13 protein-coding genes and 1 pseudogene are annotated in these 19,596 nt (G+C 65.0%); 4 read left to right on the forward strand and 10 right to left on the reverse strand.

Going from position 1 to position 19,596, the window contains the following annotated elements; all coding sequences use genetic code 11:
• Window positions 1-270, forward strand: a 270-nt coding sequence (locus tag WJW29_RS15105; protein ID WP_075243407.1) for an IS5/IS1182 family transposase, incomplete at its 5' end; no start/stop codon positions are given.
• A gap of 142 nt (window positions 271-412) precedes the next feature.
• On the opposite strand, the gene WJW29_RS15110 is transcribed toward WJW29_RS15105, so the two are convergent.
• From WJW29_RS15110 to pqqA, 9 genes and pseudogenes are all read right to left on the reverse strand, one after another.
• Window positions 413-3,115 carry a TonB-dependent receptor gene (locus WJW29_RS15110; protein ID WP_113168822.1) on the reverse strand — a complete coding sequence of 901 codons (2,703 nt, stop codon included), beginning with the start codon at window positions 3,113-3,115 and terminating at the stop codon, window positions 413-415.
• A gap of 101 nt (window positions 3,116-3,216) precedes the next feature.
• A pseudogene (locus tag WJW29_RS15115) lies at window positions 3,217-4,256 on the reverse strand (glucokinase family protein).
• 300 nt (window positions 4,257-4,556) lie between these two features.
• Complete coding sequence (locus tag WJW29_RS15120; protein ID WP_041182063.1) at window positions 4,557-6,071, reverse strand: PhoPQ-activated protein PqaA family protein; 1,515 nt, start codon at window positions 6,069-6,071, stop codon at window positions 4,557-4,559.
• A gap of 428 nt (window positions 6,072-6,499) precedes the next feature.
• A complete protein-coding gene (locus tag WJW29_RS15125; protein WP_011408171.1) occupies window positions 6,500-7,012 on the reverse strand; it encodes a hypothetical protein in 513 nt (170 codons plus the stop codon).
• Window positions 7,013-7,074: 62 nt separating this feature from the next.
• On the reverse strand, window positions 7,075-8,193 hold the full coding sequence (gene pqqE / locus WJW29_RS15130; RefSeq protein WP_011408172.1) for a pyrroloquinoline quinone biosynthesis protein PqqE: 1,119 nt from the start codon (window positions 8,191-8,193) through the stop codon (window positions 7,075-7,077).
• Window positions 8,190-8,468 carry a pyrroloquinoline quinone biosynthesis peptide chaperone PqqD gene (gene pqqD / locus WJW29_RS15135; protein ID WP_011408173.1) on the reverse strand — a complete coding sequence of 93 codons (279 nt, stop codon included), beginning with the start codon at window positions 8,466-8,468 and terminating at the stop codon, window positions 8,190-8,192. Before pqqD ends, pqqE begins: the two co-directional genes overlap by 4 nt.
• The gene (gene pqqC / locus WJW29_RS15140; RefSeq protein ID WP_041182064.1) at window positions 8,465-9,217 is read right to left on the reverse strand and encodes a pyrroloquinoline-quinone synthase PqqC; all 753 of its coding nucleotides are present in this window, start codon (window positions 9,215-9,217) and stop codon (window positions 8,465-8,467) included. Before pqqC ends, pqqD begins: the two co-directional genes overlap by 4 nt.
• A complete protein-coding gene (gene pqqB / locus WJW29_RS15145) occupies window positions 9,214-10,113 on the reverse strand; it encodes a pyrroloquinoline quinone biosynthesis protein PqqB (RefSeq protein ID WP_011258497.1) in 900 nt (299 codons plus the stop codon). The genes pqqC and pqqB overlap by 4 nt, the downstream gene beginning before the upstream one ends.
• Window positions 10,114-10,196: 83 nt before the next feature.
• Entirely contained in the window at window positions 10,197-10,277 is an 81-nt protein-coding gene (gene pqqA, locus WJW29_RS15150; RefSeq protein ID WP_002812057.1) for a pyrroloquinoline quinone precursor peptide PqqA, read from the reverse strand.
• A 289-nt stretch (window positions 10,278-10,566) separates the two neighbouring features.
• On the opposite strand from pqqA, the gene WJW29_RS15155 reads away from it, so the two are divergent.
• Window positions 10,567-12,753, forward strand: coding sequence for a bifunctional (p)ppGpp synthetase/guanosine-3',5'-bis(diphosphate) 3'-pyrophosphohydrolase (locus WJW29_RS15155; RefSeq protein ID WP_012445331.1), 2,187 nt, complete (start codon window positions 10,567-10,569; stop codon window positions 12,751-12,753).
• 268 nt (window positions 12,754-13,021) lie between these two features.
• Window positions 13,022-14,464 (forward strand): hypothetical protein, encoded by a 1,443-nt coding sequence (locus WJW29_RS15160; protein ID WP_027703398.1) that lies wholly within the window; start codon window positions 13,022-13,024, stop codon window positions 14,462-14,464.
• Window positions 14,465-14,796: 332 nt separating this feature from the next.
• Here the strand turns inward: WJW29_RS15160 and WJW29_RS15165 are convergent, their stop codons facing one another.
• Window positions 14,797-16,899 carry a glycosyltransferase gene (locus tag WJW29_RS15165; RefSeq protein ID WP_011408177.1) on the reverse strand — a complete coding sequence of 701 codons (2,103 nt, stop codon included), beginning with the start codon at window positions 16,897-16,899 and terminating at the stop codon, window positions 14,797-14,799.
• A gap of 241 nt (window positions 16,900-17,140) precedes the next feature.
• Between WJW29_RS15165 and mrcB the strand changes: the two genes are divergently transcribed.
• A complete protein-coding gene (mrcB, locus tag WJW29_RS15170) occupies window positions 17,141-19,585 on the forward strand; it encodes a penicillin-binding protein 1B (protein ID WP_011258501.1) in 2,445 nt (814 codons plus the stop codon).
• Window positions 19,586-19,596: the final 11 nt, after the last annotated feature.

The following is a 19,596-nucleotide window of genomic DNA, read 5'->3' on the forward strand; positions in this document are numbered from 1 at the left end:
CATCTGCTGATGGATCGCGCTTACGAAGGCAATGAAACCCGCCAGTTGGCGCTCGATCTTGGCTTCGTGCCGGTGGTTCCGCCCAAGTCCAATCGGGTCGATCCTTGGGAGTACGACAAGGAAATGTACAAGCGGCGCAACGAAGTGGAGAGGCTGTTCCGTCGCTTGAAGGGCTACCGACGGATTTTCACGCGCTTCGAGAAGCTGGATGTCATGTTCCTTGGCTTCCTCAGCTTCGTTCTGGTCGTTGATGGGCTTCGGATGTGTTAACAGGCCCTAATAAACCGTAGCAAGCAGTCGCTCGGTCGGCGTGGACGGCGCACTCGGAACCGGCGCGTACAAGGGAGACGCGCCGATTCCGAGCATCGGCCGCGCTCGCCTGGCCGTGAGCGCGGGCATGTTGCCAGCTGCGCTAAAACTTCAGATGCAGGCTGGCCATGTAGCGGCGTCCACTCCTGTAGCGGCCGGTCAGATGGTCCTTGTCGCCCAGATACTGCAGGTATTGCTCGTCCAACAGGTTCTGCGCGTCGACCTGCAGCGACCAGTTCGGGCTGAACGCATAGCCGACGCTGGCGCAGAGTTCGGCGTAGTCGTCCACGCTTGCCGGAGCCGCACCGGCCACATACCCGCCCGCCAGATAGCTGTCGCGCCAGTTGTAGGTCAGCCGTGCATTGAGTGGGCCTTTTTCGTAGTACGGGCTGAAGGCGATGCTGTTGCGCGATTGATAGGGCAGGGCATCGCCGGTGTTGTTTTCGCCGGCAGCATAGGTGTAATTGGCGGTCAGGCCGAAGCCGCTGTCGCCGAACGGCTGCTGGAAGGAGATGTTGAAGCCCTTGACCTTGCCATCGCCGGCATTGCGCGGCCGCTGGATGCTGTAGTCGCAATAGCCGTCGGCGGTACAGCCATTGCTGCCCACCAGCTGCGCCCAGCTTTGCGGTGCGGTATCGCGCAGTGCGTTGTATTGGCGTTCCACGCTGGCGCTGGTGTCGATGTAGTTGTTGATCTTCTTGTAAAACAGCGACCACGCCACCACCGCTTGTTGCGCGAAGTAGTACTCGGCAGAGAGGTTGAAATTCCAGGATTCATACGGCGACAGCTCTGCATTGCCGCCGCTGCCGGTCAACGTGGTGTCGTTGAGAAAGGTGTTGTTGACCATCTGGTTGTACGGTGCCCAGGCGATGACCTTGGCCGCAGCGAAGCGGAATACCCAATCGTCGCTGGTGTCGTACGACAGCGTCAGCGAAGGCAGCAGAAAGTCTTCCTTGCGGGTACGGGTCTGCCACAGGCTATCGGCGTTGGCGAGCGAGGGCGTACCGCTGTAGACGAAGCCGCTGCCTTCAGTCTTGGAATCCACATAGCGCACGCCGAGATTGCCGCGCAGACCGCCGCCGGAAAAGTTCAGCTGCGCATAGGCCGCGTTGTTGGTCTGCTCCAGCGCCCAGCTATTGTTGAGATAGCTGGCCGGGTCGGGGGCGTTGTCGTCGATCGGACTGTTGCGGATCCAGTTCAGCACATTGTTGCGGCCCGCCTGCACATGCTGGCCGTGATCGGGATAGAAATCCTGCAGATCGGTCAGCCCGATGGTGCCGACATCGGCCAACTTGCCTGGGGTGACGCCGCCATCAACATTCAGTTCGAAGCGCTCGTCATGCTTGCCGTGGCGCACGCCGAACAGCAATTGATTGAATACCCCATCGAACTGCAGATTGAAATCCAGCTGGCCGTACGTGTCTTTGCTCTCGGTGGAAAAAATACCTTTGTTGCCGAACCAGCCGCCGGCCGAACCCCAGTTGGCTGGGTCGCGTGCCGCCGCCGGATCGTCGAAGCGGATGCCGCGGCGGGTGTCCCAGCTGAAACCGCCGTTGTAGAACGGCTCGATGAAGTATTGCGAGAGATCGTTGTTCTCGGACTTGCTCTGTCCCACCTGTCCATTTAAACCCCAAACGTCGCCGCGGAAGGCACCGCGCAAGTCCAGCCCTTTAGTGGTTACTTCCGATTCGCGTACGTTGTTGTCGTAGATCACCGTGCCGCCTAGCGGGCTGGCATTGGCATTGGCATTGGCACTGGCATTGGCATTGGCATTGGCATTGGCATTGGCATTGGCATTGGCATTGGCACTGGAGTGACCACTGGTGACCACCCCGTTACGGACGCCGCCGAGCTGGTCCACCGCGGCCACCGTCCCGGGATTCCAGGTGAGAAAGCTGTACATCGACTGGTTGTAGTTGTCGAAGTTTTCGTTGATGTACAGGCCGCTTAGATTGAACTCCAGCGCATCGCTGGGCGTGAGCTGCAGGTTGACCACGGCACTATCGCGCTCGCGATCCTGCTGGAACCAGGCCGCGTTGATGGAGTTCGGCACATCCGCATCGGCCGGCACGCCACCTGCGGCATTGGCGAAGGTCCTGGCCGGTACATAGCCAAAGACTTCCATGCCGCGGCGGTCCACGCGTTCTTCGTAATGCTGCGCCGACACTGCGATGCCGAAGGTCTCGGCCGCGTTCTTCCAGCTGTAGAGCAGTGCGGCGTTTGGTTTGTCCTGACTGGCTTGGTCGCTATCGCTGTAGCCGATGGACGCGGCCACTTCGTTGACCTTCAGATCCAACGGCTGTCGTGTATGCATCAGCACCGTGCCGCCCAGGCTGCCTTCGGTGAGGCGCGCTTCGGACGACTTGAGGATTTCTGCACGGCCCAGGATCTGCGGGGCCAGCAAGGTGTAATCGAAACCGCGGCTGGGCTGTTCGCCGTACAACCAGATCGCCTGTGCGAGCGGGTGCCCATCCAGGAACGACAGATTGAGGCTGGGGTCGGTGCCGTCGATACTCACGCGCTCGCCTTGCCCGAAGCGTCTGTCCAAGGTGACGCCGGGAATCTGCGAGAGCGCTTCGGCCACGTTGGTACTTGGGAATTTGCCGATGTCCTCGGCGGTGATCGCCTCGGAAATGCCGGTGTTGTTGCGTTTGGTATCGAGCGATTTTTCCAGGCTGGCACGGATGCCGACCACCTGGACGGCGTCCAGATCGGTGGCTTGCGCACCAGCGCTGTCCTGGGCTTGCGCAGCGAATGCCAGCGACATTGCAATGGCGCTGGGCAGCAGGGTCGTGCTGTATTTCATGATGTCTCTCCTCATCACGCACAGGGATGGACGGCGGGCTGCTGCTCGCCGGATGCGGGTCTTGCAGACGCGTGCTCGGGGTAGAGCGCGTAGTGGATCGCTTACGCCAGGTGAGTATGGTGTTGCAGATACCAGTTCGCCGCGCCAAGCACGCCCAGTTGCCCGTGCTCGACCAACCTGATCGGGATACGTTCGAGCACTGCGCGCATGTTGCCCTTGGCCAGAAAGCGTTCGGCGAATGTGCTGCCGGCCAGGAACTGGCCGATCGTCGGCAGGAAACCATCAGCCAGATAGATACCGCCGGCAGCGTCGCAGGCCAGCGCCATGTCGCCGACCGCGCTTCCAAGCAGGCCGCAAAAAAAGCTGCAATCATGCGCGCGCCAGCGCATCGTCTTCGTACAGCGCCGCGTGCGTCACGGCGGCGGGCAGGCGATGACGCGGTGCTGCGGCATGCAGCTCGCACACGGCGTGATCCAGATGCAGCAGACCCGGGCCGGAGAGTACGTGCTCAAGCGGCAGATAGTGCCGGCCGCGTAACAGGAGTTGCAGCAATGCGCGTTCTTGCTCACGCGTGCCGGCCAGCGCGAGCTGACCGGCTTCGGTGGCCAGCACGAGATCGCGCGCGGCGTGGCATCGATCCACACTGCTGCCCCCAAACCCGTGCCGGGGCCGACCACCAGAATCGGCCCGGTGGTGCGGGCGTGGCGCGGCGTAGGCCCGCTCAGTTGCAGCACGGCCCGTTGTTCCATCTGCGGTGCCGGGTAGGCGACTGCGTCGAAGTCGTTGACCAGGTGCACGTTGCGCACCGTGAGCGCGGCGCCGATGCGGCTTGGCGAGATCGTCCACGGCAGGGTGTTGCTGAGAGGAAGCTGCCATCGTCCAGTGCCACGCCGGCGTTGGCGATCACCACCGCATCGACAGCACGCTGTTGCTGCAGAAAGTCCCCGAGGATGGCTTCCAGACTGGCGTGTTCGGCGCAGCGATAGCTGCGGTAATGCGATAGCGCGATCGCTGCATCGCTGGCCTGCACCATATGATCTAGACGCACATGCGCGCCGCCGACATCGGCAGCGATGAAGCTGGTAGCAACCGGGACAGCGGGCGAAGCAGAGACGTCAGCGGAACGCGAAATCGCAGCCACATTCAGTCCTTCGGTCCGTCTGGTGGCCGATGCCGTCAGCGAGTACGGGCCTGTGTAGAAGTCGGTGACAACGATGTTAATGGATCAGTTGGGTTGGATCGATCTTGCTGGCGTGCTCAAGTGAAAAAATGTGCAATTTGGCGTTGTCTGTGCGGACTGCGTTGCGCAAGGCGGACAAATACGTCCAACGCACACCGTGGTCAAATACCAGGCGGGCCCGGTAAGCGCGTGCGTTGCGCTCAGCTGGCCGCCACGCGTTTTAGTCGGCTGTCGCTAACTCCCGAAACGTCAAAGCGTGCTTCAACGCACAGCAGCACCGCTGGTCGCCCCAGGCAACGTGCTGCAGGCCGCGTGGTCGGTGGGCGGCGCCTGGGTGGGGTAGCGCTGCTTGCCGAGCACATAGGTCTGGCTGGTGGAAACAAACCCATCCGCGTAGGTGGCTTCGACGAAGTACGCGCTCCAGCCGTCGTCCGGAACCTGGACCGGCACCGAGACCGTGCCGCCGTTGGCGTGTGCAATAGGCGTGGAGCTGTAGCGAATGCCGCAGGCGTAGCGAAAGTCGCGCGCTTGCGGATTGGTCGCGCTCCACAGCTGCAGCTGCGTTGGCGGCTCGGAGGAGCGGAAGCGGATCTGCGGCGCCTTGCCCGGATGCAAGGTATCGCTCACCTGCGGCAGCGGGCGCTGCTGTTGCAGCCGCGTGATAAACGGCGCCAGAGTGTCGACGATGGAGGCGCGGATGTTGTGCGCGCTGTTGGGCAGTACGCGCAGCGCCTTGATGCCCGGCAGCGCGTTGTAGAAGAACTGGGTGTTGTCCGGCAGGAAGAAATCGTCGCCGCTGGCATTGACGATGTACTTGGGTACTGCCAGCCGCTTGCGATAGGGGGTGTCCAGATAGCGCAGTGGATCCTGCAACTGCACCAGTTGCGCGAAGGCCGGCGTCTGCAGTTGCGAGGTGATGCCCTGTTTCGCGTAGGCGTCGAAGGCAATCGGCCAATTGCCGCCATAAGTACGCGACATATGCTCCAGCACTGCCGGCATGTTGAGGATGTCGATCACGAACGGCACCACCGCCTCCACACGCTGGTCGGCGATGGTGGCGTGCCAGCTGGCCCAACCGCGTTTGGAAGCGCCGGCAAGGACGAAGCGATGGATTCGCAACGGTGCCAATTCGCGCTCGGCAAGGCTCATGGTGCGTGCAATCGCAGCGGCCATCGGCACATGCAGCGGCATGGTCATACGTTGCTGCGGCGCTTTCAGAAACAGCGACCAGGTATAGGCCACGCTGTCATCTTCGCGACGTGGGTTGGCATCGCCTTGGTAGTTGAGCGCTTGGTTGGGAATATCGCTGAGCGCGATCACCACGGTGCGGGTGCGCTGCGCCAAGGCCGCCAATGCCTCGGGCGGCAGTTCGCTGGACGGCTGCGCTGTGCTGCCATCCAGCGGATGACGCGTGCCGTTGGTTGAGATCAACACAGCGCGGGTAGGCAGCGCCTCTTTCGGCACGTAGATCGCCACGTCGTGCTGCCAACGTGCCGGCGTGACCAGTCCTTCGGGCGACCAGTCTTGCGAGGTCAGCAGGTAATCGCGCCGCTCGACACCGGTAACGTTGCTGGTGCCAACGCGCGTGTAGATCAGTGGCTGTTGTTCGATGGCGTCGTGGTAACACACCAGCGCCTGGGCGAAGCCCACCTCGGGTGCACGCGCGCAGCGCTCCACCGGTGGCGCGGCAGGAACGGCTGAATCAGCGGGCGCGACGCCTGCGAAAAACATCAGGGACGTCAGCAAGGCGACGCTGCAACGGGTCATCGGGCACATGCATATTCTCCGTATGTCGGGCGGCGGCCCGCGTGTTTGCGGGCAATCGCGCGGGAAAGACGTGGCCAGCAGGCGCGTCAGCTGGGTGTGTTGGGCGCAGTGTGAGCGGAAGTGTACGTGGTATCTAGTGCTACCGAGCACCGCAGCTATCGCTGTCGCGCAGGGGCTGCGTCTTCACTGATGCTGAGTGCGATGATCGCGTGCGTCGCTTCAGCTGCGCCGAGCGTGGTGGGGTCGCGGCCAGGTTTGCGGCTCGTCTGCCGGGATCAACGCTAACTTGCGCGTGCACTGCTCTGCAGCAGGCGATCAATGCAGCGGTGGCAGTTGCATGTCACGGGCGCAACGCGTGGCGGCCGGATTCGCGTAGCGCGTGTCACTTCCAAGCGCGGCGCCCGCCATCGGCAGCCGCGCGATGTGAGCTCGTGGGCTTACTTGATCCGCCGCACCTTTGCCGGTGTGTTGTAGCCCTCGATCTGCAGATACCACACGCCGACCAGACCCGGCTTGATCTTGACCTTGGGGGCGTCCTTGCGCACACCGGACAGGCTGGCAGCATCGGTCTGCTCCCACTGCTGATCGTTCGCCAGCGTGTAGACGCTCCCCTTCGAAAAGCCCCTGAACTCGCCAACCAACGTGCTCTCGATCGGCTCCTTGCTGCCGAAGTCGAAGAAACCGCGGTTCTTGACGATCACTTCCTGGCGCCCGGCTTCCTTGGCCTGTTCGACCACCACCGCGGCCTCCTTGGCGACCTTGCCTTGCAGCCAGTCATTGAGCGCGGCCAGCTCGCTGGCATTGAGCTTGTCCAGGCCGGCGGCCTTGAATTGTTCGGCGCTCATTTGCGATTGCAGATCGCCTTGCACCGCGCGTTGCGCCAGGGCGGGGGCGGCATGCAATGCCAGGGTCAGACAGACCAGCAAGGGAATGCGGCGCACGCGCGACATGGAAGCCATCCAAGGAAGAAGACGCGGCTAGTGTAGACGCTGTTGACGCGGGCCGATGCGGCTTACTCCAGCGTGTCGGCGGTGGCTGGGGCCGGGCGTTCGGGGCGGCGGTAGATGAACTCCGGCGCCGGCGCTGCCGCCTCACGCTCGGCAGTCGCGCGTACCTGTGCATGTGCGGGCGAACGTTCGCACACCGGGTCCAGCGTGGCGGCATTGCCGCTGAGCGCCAGCGCCTGGCAGCGGCAGCCGCCCCAGTCGATCTCGCGCTTGGGGCAGCCCTGGCAGACCTCCGGCATCCACGCGGTGCCACGGAAGCGCACGAACGCCTCGCCGTTGTTCCAGATATCGGCCAGCGCGCGCTCGCGCAGATTGTCGAAGCGCATGCCCTCGATGGTTTCGGCGGCATGGCAGGGCAGCACATCCCCGCGCGGAGAAATATTGACGAAGCGCTGGCCCCAGCCGCCCATGCAGGGCTTGGGCTGGCGCGCGTAGTAATCGGGAGTGACGAAATCGATTGCCAGGCTGTCGCCGAGCTCGCGACGCGCGGTGTCCACCGCGTCGATGGTGGCCATCAGTTGCTCGCGGCTGGGCATGAGCGCAGCGCGATTACGCAGGCCCCAGCCGTAGTACTGGGTGTGCGCCACTTCGATGCGCTCGGCCTGCCATTCCAGCGCCAGCGCGATCATGCCCGGCACGCGCTCGGCGTTATGACGGTGCAGCACCGCGTTGATCGTCAGCGGCAGGCCGCGCGCGCGTACGGCTGCAGCGAAGTCGCGCTTCTTCGGCAGGCTATTGCGGTAGCCCGCGATGCGGTCGGCGCCGGCTGGATCCACGTCCTGCACGCTCAACTGCACGTGTTCCAGCCCGGCTGCCTGCAGTTGGTCCAGCATCGGCTCGCCGCCAGCGACACCGGAGGTGATCAGATTGCTGTACAGCCCCAACGTGCGCGCATGCGCCACCAGCTCGGGCAGATCCTTGCGCAGCATCGGTTCGCCACCGGAAAAATGCGCTTGCAGCACACCCATCTCGGCGGCCTGCTCCAGCAAGGAGCGCCAGCCGGCGGTGTCCATTTCTTCACGCAGCGCGGCCAGCGCAATCGGGTTGGAGCAATACGGGCACGCCAACGGGCAGCGGTGGGTCAGTTCCAGCAACACCGACAGCGGTGGCGGCGCAGTGGTCATAGCCGCAGCAGACGTTTCTGCTGCAGGGTGGCGGTGAGTTCGATCACGTCGGCTTCGATATCCGCCGCGTCCGCATCGAACTCTGCAGCCAGCTCCTGTGCGATCTGTGCCAGCGAGCGCGTGCCGTCGTAGCGTTGCGCGACCACCAATGCGATCTCGTCCAGCTCGACCACGCGTTCGGGTGCGAGCAGCACCCACTGATCACGTGTGCGGTCGTGCTGCAAGCGCACGCCTGCACGCAGGGCCGGCTGGCTATCGCGAGTAATGCTGCTCACGCTGCGACCCGGCTGGCGTCGCGGTCCGGCACGAAGGCATCCGGCCACACGATGCCTGGGGTCACGTAGGCCACATGCAATGCATCCAACTGCGCCCACAGCACCGAGCACTTGAAGTGCAGGGCTGCCTTGACCAGCGCTTGCTTTTCGACCGTATCGGCATGTTGCTTGACGTAATCCAGCGCGAAATCCGAATCGCGTGGCGCCTCGGTCAAACGATGCTCGAAATAGGCCAGCGCGTCGGACGACACGAAGTCGTAATGCTTGAGCATGCCGGCCACGCGCTGGCCGATGATGTTGGGCGCGAAGAGTTCGGTCAGCGACGAGGCGATCGCTTCGAGCAGGCTTTTTTCGCTTACGAACTGCAGATACGCCTGCACCGCAAAGCGGGTACCGGGCAGCAGCGCGCGCCCGGATTCCACCAGCGTGCGGTCCAGGCCCAGCGCGTCGGTCAGATGCAGCCAGCGCGCGATGCCGCCATCGGTGGCGCTGTTGCCGTCGTGATCGACGATGCGTTGGCGCCAGATCCGCCGCAGCGCCGGGTCTTCCATGCGCGCCAGGATCGCGGCGTCCTTCAATGGAATGCAGCGCTGGTATTCGAAGCGGTTCAAGGCCCAGGCCTGCACCTGCCCACGATCGAGCTTGCCGTGATGCAACAGCGCATGGAATGGATGCTGGTCGTGATACAGACGCGCACCGATGGCACGCAGGTCTGCTTCCAGTTGATCGGGGCTGAGCAGCGCACTCACAGAGCGATCTCCAGGCCGTCGTGGGCAACTTCCCAACCGCTGGCACGCGCGGTGGCGAACTCGGGCGACTGGGTGTTGAGCACGGGATTGGTGGTGTTGAGATGGATGAAGATTTTGCGCGCCACGTTCAACGGCGCGAATGCGGCGATCGTTCCCTCAGGGCCGTCGATGCTCATATGGCCCATGCGTTGGCCGGTTTTCTGGCTGATGCCTAGCTGCACCATTTCGTCGTCGCGCCATAGCGTGCCATCGAAGAACACCAGCTCGGCGCCGTGCAGTCGGGCGCGCAAGGCGTCGGTCATCGCCGCGCAACCGGGGATGTAATGCACGCGGTGCTGGCTATCGTCGATGGTGAGCCCAAGTGTTTCTTCTTGAGAGCCAGCCAGATCGCCGCCGCTGCGCGATTCCATGAACAACGGCACCTTGCCGGGCACAGAGAATGGGGTCAGCTGCAGCCCGCTTACTGTCAGTGGCGCGTTCAGCGTGAATGGCTGCCGGCTCACGTACTGCGGGTTCACGGCGTCGAAGATCGGATTCTGCGCGAGCAAGTCCAGCACGCGGCGGCTGGCATGCAGCGCGAACGGCTGGCTTTCGCGCATCGAGAGTAGCCCCGCGATGTGGTCGATCTCGCCGCTGGTCAGCAGCACCGCCTTGATCGGCGAATGTCGTAGTCCCTGCTGCGGCCACAGGGCAGGCGTTGCGAGAATTTGTTGGCGGAAATCGGGTGAGGCGTTGATCAGCACCCAACGCTCGCCGTCTGCGCTGACCGCGATGCTGGCCTGGGTACGACGTTGGGCACCGTCTGCTTGCTGCCACGCCCGCAGACTCGCGGGTGTATGGCAATTCCACTGCGGGTGCCCACCGCCGGCCGCCGATCCCAAAACAATGATGCGCATGGAGAGCTGTGACCTAAATCTGCCGGCAACTGCCGGTCATGCATCACACGGAAGGCGGCAAGGTGAGTATGAAACGTGCAGGATCAAAACTCGCCGGAGACGTAGCAGTTGATTTCGGCGCCACAATTGACTTCACGAACGACAGGCTTCTTCCAGGTCTTCATTCGGCTACCTCGCAGTTGGGAAAACGTCGCGGGTTGCTGGATGCAACCGGCGAAGTGGCCTGAGCATAGGCAGGCGGTTTGGCGCAGTTGTAAAGGGCATGTAAAAAAATGCGTCGGTGCCGATTTTCGTTTGCGGCGCTATTCCGCTTTCCAGGCCGAGCGGTTATGAATCAAGACGTTGCCGGGTGAACCTGGCATAAGCACCAGACCCTTCTCGCATTGCGAACGCGGTACCACCACGCGTTGTGGAGAAGGTGACGCGCACGTTACCGTAGTCATCAGCCATCTGTTGGTGCCCGCCACCGTGTCCACTGTTGTGACCAGTTCCTCATTCGATCGCCTGCAGGCTTTGTTGCAGCGCCCGGCCGTGGCCTCCATTTCCCCGGCATTGCGCGAAGCGTTGGCGCGGGCCTGGCAGGAGCTGCCGCCCGCGCAGACCGATAACGTGCCGTGGGCCCTGCTTGGCGACACCCTGGACGCACTGGCGCTGCTGGCGGCCGACGAGGCCACATTGATTGCAGCATTGCTGTTCGATCTGCCCGCGCTGCGCGGCGCGGTGACCGACCTGCCGTGGCAGCCGGCGGAGCGGCGGGTGGCAGTGGAAGGATTGCTGGATGGCCTGGATGCAGCCGATCAGGTCTGGGCGCTGCATGCCGGGCGCGAGGCCGGGCGCAACAGCGAAGGGTTGCGGCGACTGCTGCTTTCCATCATCCACGACCTGCGCGTGGTGCCGATCCTGTTGGCGCGGCAGCTGTCGCGCATGCGTGTGGCCGACCGTCTCAGTAAAGAACAGCGCCATGCACTGGCCCAACTCACGCGCGACATCCACGCGCCGCTGGCGAACCGGCTGGGCATCTGGCAGGTGAAGTGGGAGCTGGAAGATCTGGCGTTCCGGCATCTGGAGCCTGACACCTATCGCCGCATCGCCCGCGAAGTGGACGAAACCCGCGTGGCGCGCGAGCGCTATCTGGAAGCGGTCAAGCGCACCTTGTCGGCGGCGCTCGCCCAGCAGGGCCTGCGCGCAGACGTCAGCGGGCGGCCCAAACACATCTACAGCATCTGGCGGAAGATGCAGAAGAAGCGGCTGTCGTTCGATCAGCTATACGACATCCGCGCGGTGCGGGTGATGGTCGACGATGTGGCGGCCTGTTACGCCGCGCTGGGCGCTGTGCATTCATTGTGGGCGCCGGTGCCGAGCGAGTTCGACGATTACATCGCCCGGCCCAAGGCCAACGATTATCGCTCGCTGCATACCGCGGTGGTCGGCCCGGAAGGGCGCACGATCGAAATCCAGATCCGCACCCATGAGATGCACGCCCAGGCCGAACTCGGCGTGGCTGCGCACTGGAAATACAAGGAAGGCGGCAAGGGCGGCGAAAAGGCCTTCGACCGCAAGATTCTGTGGATGCGCCAGCTGCTGGAACAGGTGCAGGAAGGCGAGCACGGCGAACTGGCCGGCGCGCTGGATGCCGAGCTGATCGAAGACCGCGTGTATGCGCTGACCCCCAAGGGCGAGGTGATCGATCTGCCGCAAGGCGCAACGCCGCTGGATTTTGCGTACCACGTGCACACCATGGTCGGGCATCGCTGCCGCGGCGCGCGCGTCAACGACCGCATCGTGCCGCTGACCTACCGGCTGCGCAGCGGCGACCGTGTGGAGATCATGACCGCGAAGGAAGCGGACCCGCGCCGCGACTGGTTGCTGGCCTCCAACGGTTTTCTGGCCAGCGGGCGTTCGCGCGACAAGGTGCGTGCGTGGTTCCACAAGCTGGACCGCGCGCGCAACGTGCAGGCCGGCAAGGATTTGCTCGATCGCGAGCTCAAACGCCTGGGCCTCCAGCATGCGGATCTGAGCGTGGCCACGCGCAAATTCCACGCCGACACCATCGACGATTTGTATATCCAGGTGGCATTGGGCGATACCGGGCCGAATCAGGTCAGCCGCGCATTACTGGAAGCCGAGCGTGCCGCCTCGCAGCCGGCGGTACCGGCGCCCCCGCGGCCGACTGCGCGTCGCGAGGGGTTGGGCAAATCCAAATTCACCGTGGAGGGCGTGGGCAACCTGCTGGTGCAGCTGGCGCGGTGTTGCCAACCCGTGGCGGGCGAGCCGATTGCCGGTTACCTCACCCGCGGCCGCGGCATCACCGTGCATCGCACCGATTGCGCGGCATTGGCGCGCTTGGCCGCCGCCCACCCGCAGCGGGTCTTGCCGGTGGAGTGGGGCAAGGCCGGCACCGGCTACGAGGTCGATGTGCAGGTGCGCGCGGTGGACCGCCGCTGGCTGCTCAAGGACATCACCAACCTGATCGCCCAGGAAGACGCGCACGTGCTGGAAATCAATAGCGACAACGTGCGCGACACGGGCAGGGCGCAGCTGCGCTTGCGCCTGAAGGTGAGCGATTACGACCAGCTGTCCGGACTGCTTGGCAAGCTGGACGCGCTGCCCGGAGTGAGCGAGGTACGGCGGCTAGGCTGAGCGCGCCGAAAATTTTGCTGGCGCCCATCGATTGGAAACAAACAGCACGCAAGGGACGTGAGTTGTGCTTGCCTGCCGAATCCCGAATCCCGAATCCCGAATCCCGAAGAGCCCACACCGCCTTCGCAACCCACACCGCTACCATAAGGCGGTGAACGCCCCCCCGTCAGGTCGCGCCAAGGATGGACGCCACCGCATGTCTCTGCTCCCGCGCTGGGTCAGATCGCCCCGTCTCTGGGTGCCACTGCGCAGTCGTGCGCTCTGGCGCGTGGTACTGGCCTTGTGCGCCTGCCTGTTGCTGACCGTGGTCGTGCTGCGCAAGCCGCTGGCCGATTGGCTGTGGCCGGACACGCGCATCCAGCAATTGCTGCAGCGGGGCGATGCCGCATTGGCCCGCGGCCAGCTTAGCGCTGCCCATGGCAGCGGTGCGCGCGAATTGTTCGCCGCCGCGCTTGCGTTGGATAGCGACCGTGGGGAAGCCCGTGCCGGGCTGGCGCGGACCGGCGCTGCCGCAGTGGTGCAGGCGCGTGCGGCAATCGCGGCCGGCGATGTCGCAGCAGCGCAACGCAGGCTGGCGCTGGCCACCGCCCTGGAAGCGCCGCAGGCACAGATCGCCCCAGTGGCCGCGCGGCTGCACGCGCTGCAGGCGCGCCGGGTCGGGCTGGATGCCTTATTGGCGCAGGCGGCGATGGCCCAGCAGCAAGGTCGCCTGGACGGCACGCCCGACAGCGCGTTGCCGCTGTACCAGCGCATCCTGGCCCTGGCGCCCGATCGCACCGACGCCCTGGAAGGTCGCGAAGACGCCTTGACCGATCTGTTGGCGCAGGCACGCCACGCATTGGCGCGCGATGCGCTCGGTGAGGCGTCGGCGTTGCTGGCCGCAGCCAAGCGTTACGACGCCGGGCATGTCGACATGCCGCTGACCGAAGGCCAGTACCACCGCGTGCTGGAACAACGCCGCCAACGTGCACAGGCCTTGCTACGCCGTGGCCGCCTGGCTCCGGCTGCGCGCGATTTCAACGCGGTGCTGGTGGCCGAGCCGGACGATGCAATCGCCCAGCGAGGCCTCGATCAGGTGGCGGACGAGTACGCCGCACAAGCTAGCCGGCAAGCGGCGGATTTTCACTTCGACGATGCGCTGCAATCAGTCCGTCAGGCGCAGCTGCTGGTGCCGGGCGCTACATCCATTGTGCAGGCCGAGCAGGCGATTGCGCGCGCGCGAGACGCCCAGCGCGGCCCAACCGCGGGCCTGTCGCGCGGCACCCGCGAGCGCCGTCTGCGGGCATTGCTGCAGCGCGTTGCCGATGCCCAAGCGCAGCAACACTGGATGACCCCGCCTGGCGTCAGCGCCTACGACGCGGTACGCGCCGCGCAGGCGCTGGCACCGCGCGATCCGCGCGTGCTGCAGGCTGCGGCGCGCGTGGTGCCGGCAAGCCAGCGTTGTTTCGAGGACGAACTGCGCAACAATCGCCTGCGTGCCGCGCGTGGGTGTCTCGATGCCTGGCAGGCACTGACACCCAATGCCGATGCCCTGGCCGGCGCGCGTCGCCGCCTTGCACAACGCTGGGTTGCGGTCGGAAGCGAACGGCTGGGCCAGGAGGACGCCGCATTCGCCCGCCGTGCGCAGGACGAAGCGCACCAACTGGATCCCGAACTGCCGGAATTGGCGGAGTTCACGCGACGGGTCAAGGCCGTCGCCGAGCAGCGTTGAGTGGTTGCTGGCGGTGTCGGCAACTTCGGAGCTTGCCGAACCTGTAACTCAAACGAGGCTTCAAAGCCCCTATCCGATGACATCGCAAGCGCCGGAACTGCGGGGCGAGCGCACGCGCGACACGCTGTGTCGCCTCTAAAACAAAAGCGCAGTGAATCTGCTAAGCGCACTCCTTCCCCCACCGGGAGAAGGTGCCCTGAAGGGGCGGATGAGGGTGCGTGCGAAGCCTGGCGATCGGTCTCCATGCCGATGGATGAATGATCAGTCAGGCGGCGCATTGTGCGGTGGTGCGGCGCACAGGCTCCGTCCACCCTCCGCACACAACCACCTGCTCACTCCGCAATAAACAACGCCCGCACCGTCGCGCGCGCTGCATCCAGCGAAAAATACTCGGCCACGTTGCGCAAGCCGTTATCGGCCAGACGCTGCCACAGCGCTGCGTCCTGATACAGACGCACGATCGCAGCGGCGAACGCGTTTGCATCGTCGGCCACGCACACATCCTCGCCATCGCGCAGGTGCATGCCTTCCACCGCGCAGGTGGTGCCCACCACCGGCTGGCCGTGCGCCATGCTCAGATTGATCTTGCCTTTGACGCCCGCGCCAAAACGCAGCGGTGCCACCGCGATACGTGCGTTGTCCATGAACGGAACCAGATCCGGAACGTGACCGTGCAGCTGCACGCCGGTGCACTCGTCGGCCAACAATTTCAAGGCGTCAGGCAGGTCGGCACCGATACAATGAAACACCACATCGGGCAGCTGTGCACGGACCTGCGGAAAGATGGCGCTGATGAACCACTGCACCGCATCCACATTCGGCGGATGACGAAAGCCCCCGACGAACACCAGGTCGCGGCGTTGCGCGAAGCTGTGGCCACTGCCGGCGACGTCATGCAGGTTGGAAAGCAGGGCCGTGCGAATGTGCGGCGCATCTGTGCGCAGTTGCGCCTGTTCTGCGGCCGACACCAGCAAGGTGACATCGGTGGCCGCCATGATCTCGAGCTCGCGCAGGCGGGTGCGTTCTGCGCCATGCAGCAGATTGGCATCGCCAGCCACCTCGGCACCGCGGCGTTCGCGCAGGTAATGCAGGTCGACGGTATCGAACAAGGTGCGCGCCTGTGGCGCGTATTGCTTGAGCAACGGCAGACAGGCATGTGCGACGTGGTGGCGTACCAGTAGCACCACCGCAAACCGCGCACCGTGCGTGCGCAGCCAGCTGCCGACGCCTTCGAGAAACGGTGCGTACCAGACTTCGGCGCCGAGTTGCTGTAATGCCTGCGTATGGCGCCCGGCATGTTCGCGGCGGGTCGGCACGAAGACAACGTGGGCGCCTTCTTCGCGCAGCAGGCGGATCAGGTTGAACTGCCGCAGCGAGCCGGAATCGCGGTCCGGCTGCGGTACGCACTCGTCCAGGATCAATACCTGGCGCTGGCCGCGGTGCAGCAGTGCAGGCCCGGGCACGGTGCCCACCGGCAACTGCGCTTTAAGCGCCTGCTGCCACTTTTCGGCAAAGACGTTTTGATTGCGCACCTGATAGGCCTTCACCCCGGTGCGCGTATCGGTGCCGTTGCTGGTGCCCTCGTCATGCACCACCACGCTGGCCGGCTGCACCAGCACTTGGTAACCCGCTGCACGGACCGCAAACGCCAGATCGGTGTCTTCGTAGTACGCCGGCATGTAACGCCGATCCAGCCCGCCCAGCGTCTGCAACAGCGTGCGTGGCAGCGCGATGGCCGCGCCCGAGCAGTAATCCATCGCCCGCACATATGCATAGCGCGGGTCGTCGGACGATTCGAAGCGGCCGTAACTCCAGGCGCTGCCATCGCCGAACACCACGCCGCCGGATTCCTGCAGCCGCCCGTCCGGGTAGACCAGTTGCGCGCCGATCAGGCCGGCGCTTGGATGCTGGGCAAAGGTGTCGATCAACCGATCCAGCCAGCCGGGCTGCGGAATGGTGTCGTTGTTGAGCAGCACCACGAAATCGCCACGCGCCAGCGCAATGCCGTCATTGCAGGCGGCAATGAAGCCACCGTTGCTCGCACGCAGGTGATAGTGCAGGCCGGCAACTTGCGGCAATTGTTCGGCGGTGGCGTCGCTGCTGCCGTCGTCCACAACGATGATTTCCACATCCACCAGCGGCGGATGCGCCGCCAGCGAGCGCAGGCAAGCCAAGGTATGTGCGATGTGGTTGTAGACCGGAATCACCACCGACACCCGCGGCGCGGCGCTGTGCGGCAGCGCAAATGCGGCGAACGGGGCGGGTTGCGGCAGCCACAACGGCGTGCCGAGCGCGACCGGCGGCGCCTGCGTGTGGACGCGAATACGCTGCCAGGTGGCGCGCCAGCCGCGCGTGCGCATGCTGGCCATGCTGCGGTGGATCAGGCCAAGGATGCGATTGAACAGATAGCGCGCATCGGCCAAAGACATCGACATTGCGTTGGAACTCCAGCGTGGTATGGCAGTGAAACGTGGCGAGCAGAGCGCGGGGGCGAGGCAATTGGTGCGTCTGCCAACGCAGTGTACGAGCCGTGCCCGCTGCTGCCGAGAACACGTCGCTCCCAGCGAAGCGGCGTTGGTCGTTTTGTTAGCGGCTCTTAACGGTCGACGGGTGCGGTGGGTCACAGCCATGACAGCGCTGCGCTAGACTCGCCGGACTCTACATCCTCGCATTCCTGTGCCCCGACGCCACGACAACGACGCTCCCGACGATTTCGAGGACGATACCAACGCGCAAGGCTCCCGCTGGCAACGCAGACTCATCGTCTGGGGATTTGCCGCGTTCGCGCTGGCGCTCGGTTTCCTGATTCCCTATACGGTATATCTGAACAAGCAGGTCACCCAGCGCTTCGGCGAGTTGCGTTGGCAGATCCCGACCCGCGTGTACGGGCGGCCATTGGTGCTGGTGCCCGGCATCGCGCTGGATGCGGCCACGCTGAAGACCGAGCTGGATGCGGCGTCGTACAGTGACGACGGTCAGGCGAAGCTGCCTGGCACCTATCAGCAGGACGGCAGCCGCTTCACCATCGCCAGCCGCGGCTATATCGATGTGGATGGGCATGTGCCGGCGCGCCGTATCGACGTCAGCCTGGCGGGCGGGCGCGTGGCCACGCTGCGCGACGCCGGCGACCGCAAAGCGCTCGAAAGCGCACGCCTGGACCCGGCGCGCATTGCCACCCTGTACGGCCAAAAGCAGGAAGAACGCCGCCTGGTGCGCATGGAAGAAGTGCCCGAGCTGCTGGTCACCGGCCTGCAGGCGGTGGAAGATCGCGACTTCAACAGCCACCACGGCATCGATCTGAGTGGCATGGTGCGCGCGGCCTGGATCATGGCGCGCTCCGGCGGCCAGGTTCGCCAGGGTGCCAGCACGCTGACCCAGCAGTTGGCCCGCAGCGGCCTGCTCGGCATCGGCAAGGAACAGACGCTGACGCGCAAGTTCAACGAGATCCTGTACGCGGTGATCATGGAGGCGCGTTACGACAAGCGCACCATCCTGGAGGCCTATCTCAACCAGGTGTATCTGGGCCAGCGCGGCGGGCAGGCGATCCACGGTGTGTCGTCGGGCGCCGAGCTGTGGTTCGGCCGCGAACTCAATTCGATGACCACCGAGCAGATCGCGTTGTTGATCGGGCTGGTCAAGGGGCCGTCGTACTACGACCCGCGGCGCAACCCGGAGCGCGCGCTGGACCGGCGCAATTTCGTGCTCGGCAAGCTGCACGAAAACAACCTGATCAACGACGCCGAGTACAAGCGCGCGCTGGCCGCGCCGCTGGGCGTGCCCACCGAGCCCGGCCTGGTCGCAGCCAATCGTTTCCCCGCCTATGTGGACTTGGTGCGGCGCCAGCTGGCGCACGATTACCCGGAAGGCGTCCTGCAGGGCGCCGGCATGAGCGTGCTCACGGGCATGTCGCCGTCTGCGCAGGCGTATGCCGAAGGGGCGGTCACCGGCACCATCAAGCGGCTGGACAACAAGAAGCGCCCGCCGCTGCAGGCCGGGCTGGTGCTCACCGACGTGCACAACGGCGATGTGCTGGCGGTGGTCGGCAGCCGCGAGGTGGCCAAGCCGGGCTTCAATCGTGCGGTGGAAGCGCAGCGGCAGGTGGGCTCGTTGCTCAAGCCGTTCGTGTACATGCTGGCGCTGGCCTCGCCGGACCGCTGGGCGCTGTCCAGCTGGGTCGACGACTCGCCGGTCACCGTGCAGCTCAGCCGCGGCAGGACCTGGTCGCCCGGCAATTCCGACAACCGCAGCCACGGCACTGTGCGTCTGGTCGATGCGCTGGCGCATTCCTACAACCAGGCCACGGTGCGGGTGGGCATGCAGGTCGGCGCAGACCGCATCGCGCAACTGATCCAGGTCTTGGCCGGCATCAAGGCCGAGCCCAATCCGGCCTTGATCCTGGGCACGACCGACCAGAGCCCGTATGGCATGGCGCAGCTTTACCAGTTCCTGGCGGCCGGCGGCGAGATCCAGCCGCTGCACGCGGTGCGCGGTGTGCTCGATCCGCAGGGCAAGCTGCTCAAGCGCTACGACAAGACCCCGGCACCGGCGCAGGAAGGCGATTCGGTGGCTGCCAACCTGATCAGCATCGGTCTGCAGCAGGTAGTCAGCAACGGTACCGCGCGCCAGCTGCTGGGCGATGGCCTGGGTCGCTTGTCGTCGGCCGGCAAGACCGGTACCTCCAACGATGGTCGCGACAGTTGGTATGCCGGCTATACCGGCGACCACCTGGCGGTGATCTGGATGGGCAACGACCAGAACGCCGAGACCGGCCTGTATGGCGCCACCGGCGCGATGCGGGTGTGGTCGAGCATCTTCGCCCGCCTGCCGAGTGCGCCATTGAAGGTCAGCGGCAGAGGCCTGGATTGGCAGTGGGTGGACGCCAGCGGTACCGGCGTGACCGACCCCGGTTGCCCGGGCGCGCGCCAGTTCCCGTTCGTGGTCGGCTTCACGCCGGCCTACGCCCCGTGTGCCGGCAATGCACCATCGATCGAAGCTGCGCCCGGCGAAGCGGCCGCACCCGCCGAACAATCCAGCGGCGGTGGCTGGCGCCGCTTCTTCGGTCTGGAAAAGAAGCCCGAACAACCCGCCCCGGCGCCTGCCACGGCCCCACCGGCGCATTGATTTGGAGTCAC

It is taken from the genome of Xanthomonas sp. JL1, assembly GCF_038405005.1.

What these genes read in the sequence shown, in the direction of transcription:
- WJW29_RS15110 (WP_113168822.1), bottom strand. Translation starts at nt 3,115, where the DNA reads ATGAAATACAGCACGACCCTGCTGCCCAGCGCCATTGCAATGTCGCTG.
- WJW29_RS15120 (WP_041182063.1), bottom strand. Translation starts at nt 6,071, where the DNA reads ATGTGCCCGATGACCCGTTGCAGCGTCGCCTTGCTGACGTCCCTGATG.
- WJW29_RS15125 (WP_011408171.1), bottom strand. Translation starts at nt 7,012, where the DNA reads ATGTCGCGCGTGCGCCGCATTCCCTTGCTGGTCTGTCTGACCCTGGCA.
- pqqE (WP_011408172.1), bottom strand. Translation starts at nt 8,193, where the DNA reads ATGACCACTGCGCCGCCACCGCTGTCGGTGTTGCTGGAACTGACCCAC.
- pqqB (WP_011258497.1), bottom strand. Translation starts at nt 10,113, where the DNA reads ATGCGCATCATTGTTTTGGGATCGGCGGCCGGCGGTGGGCACCCGCAG.
- pqqA (WP_002812057.1), bottom strand. Translation starts at nt 10,277, where the DNA reads ATGAAGACCTGGAAGAAGCCTGTCGTTCGTGAAGTCAATTGTGGCGCC.
- WJW29_RS15165 (WP_011408177.1), bottom strand. Translation starts at nt 16,899, where the DNA reads ATGTCGATGTCTTTGGCCGATGCGCGCTATCTGTTCAATCGCATCCTT.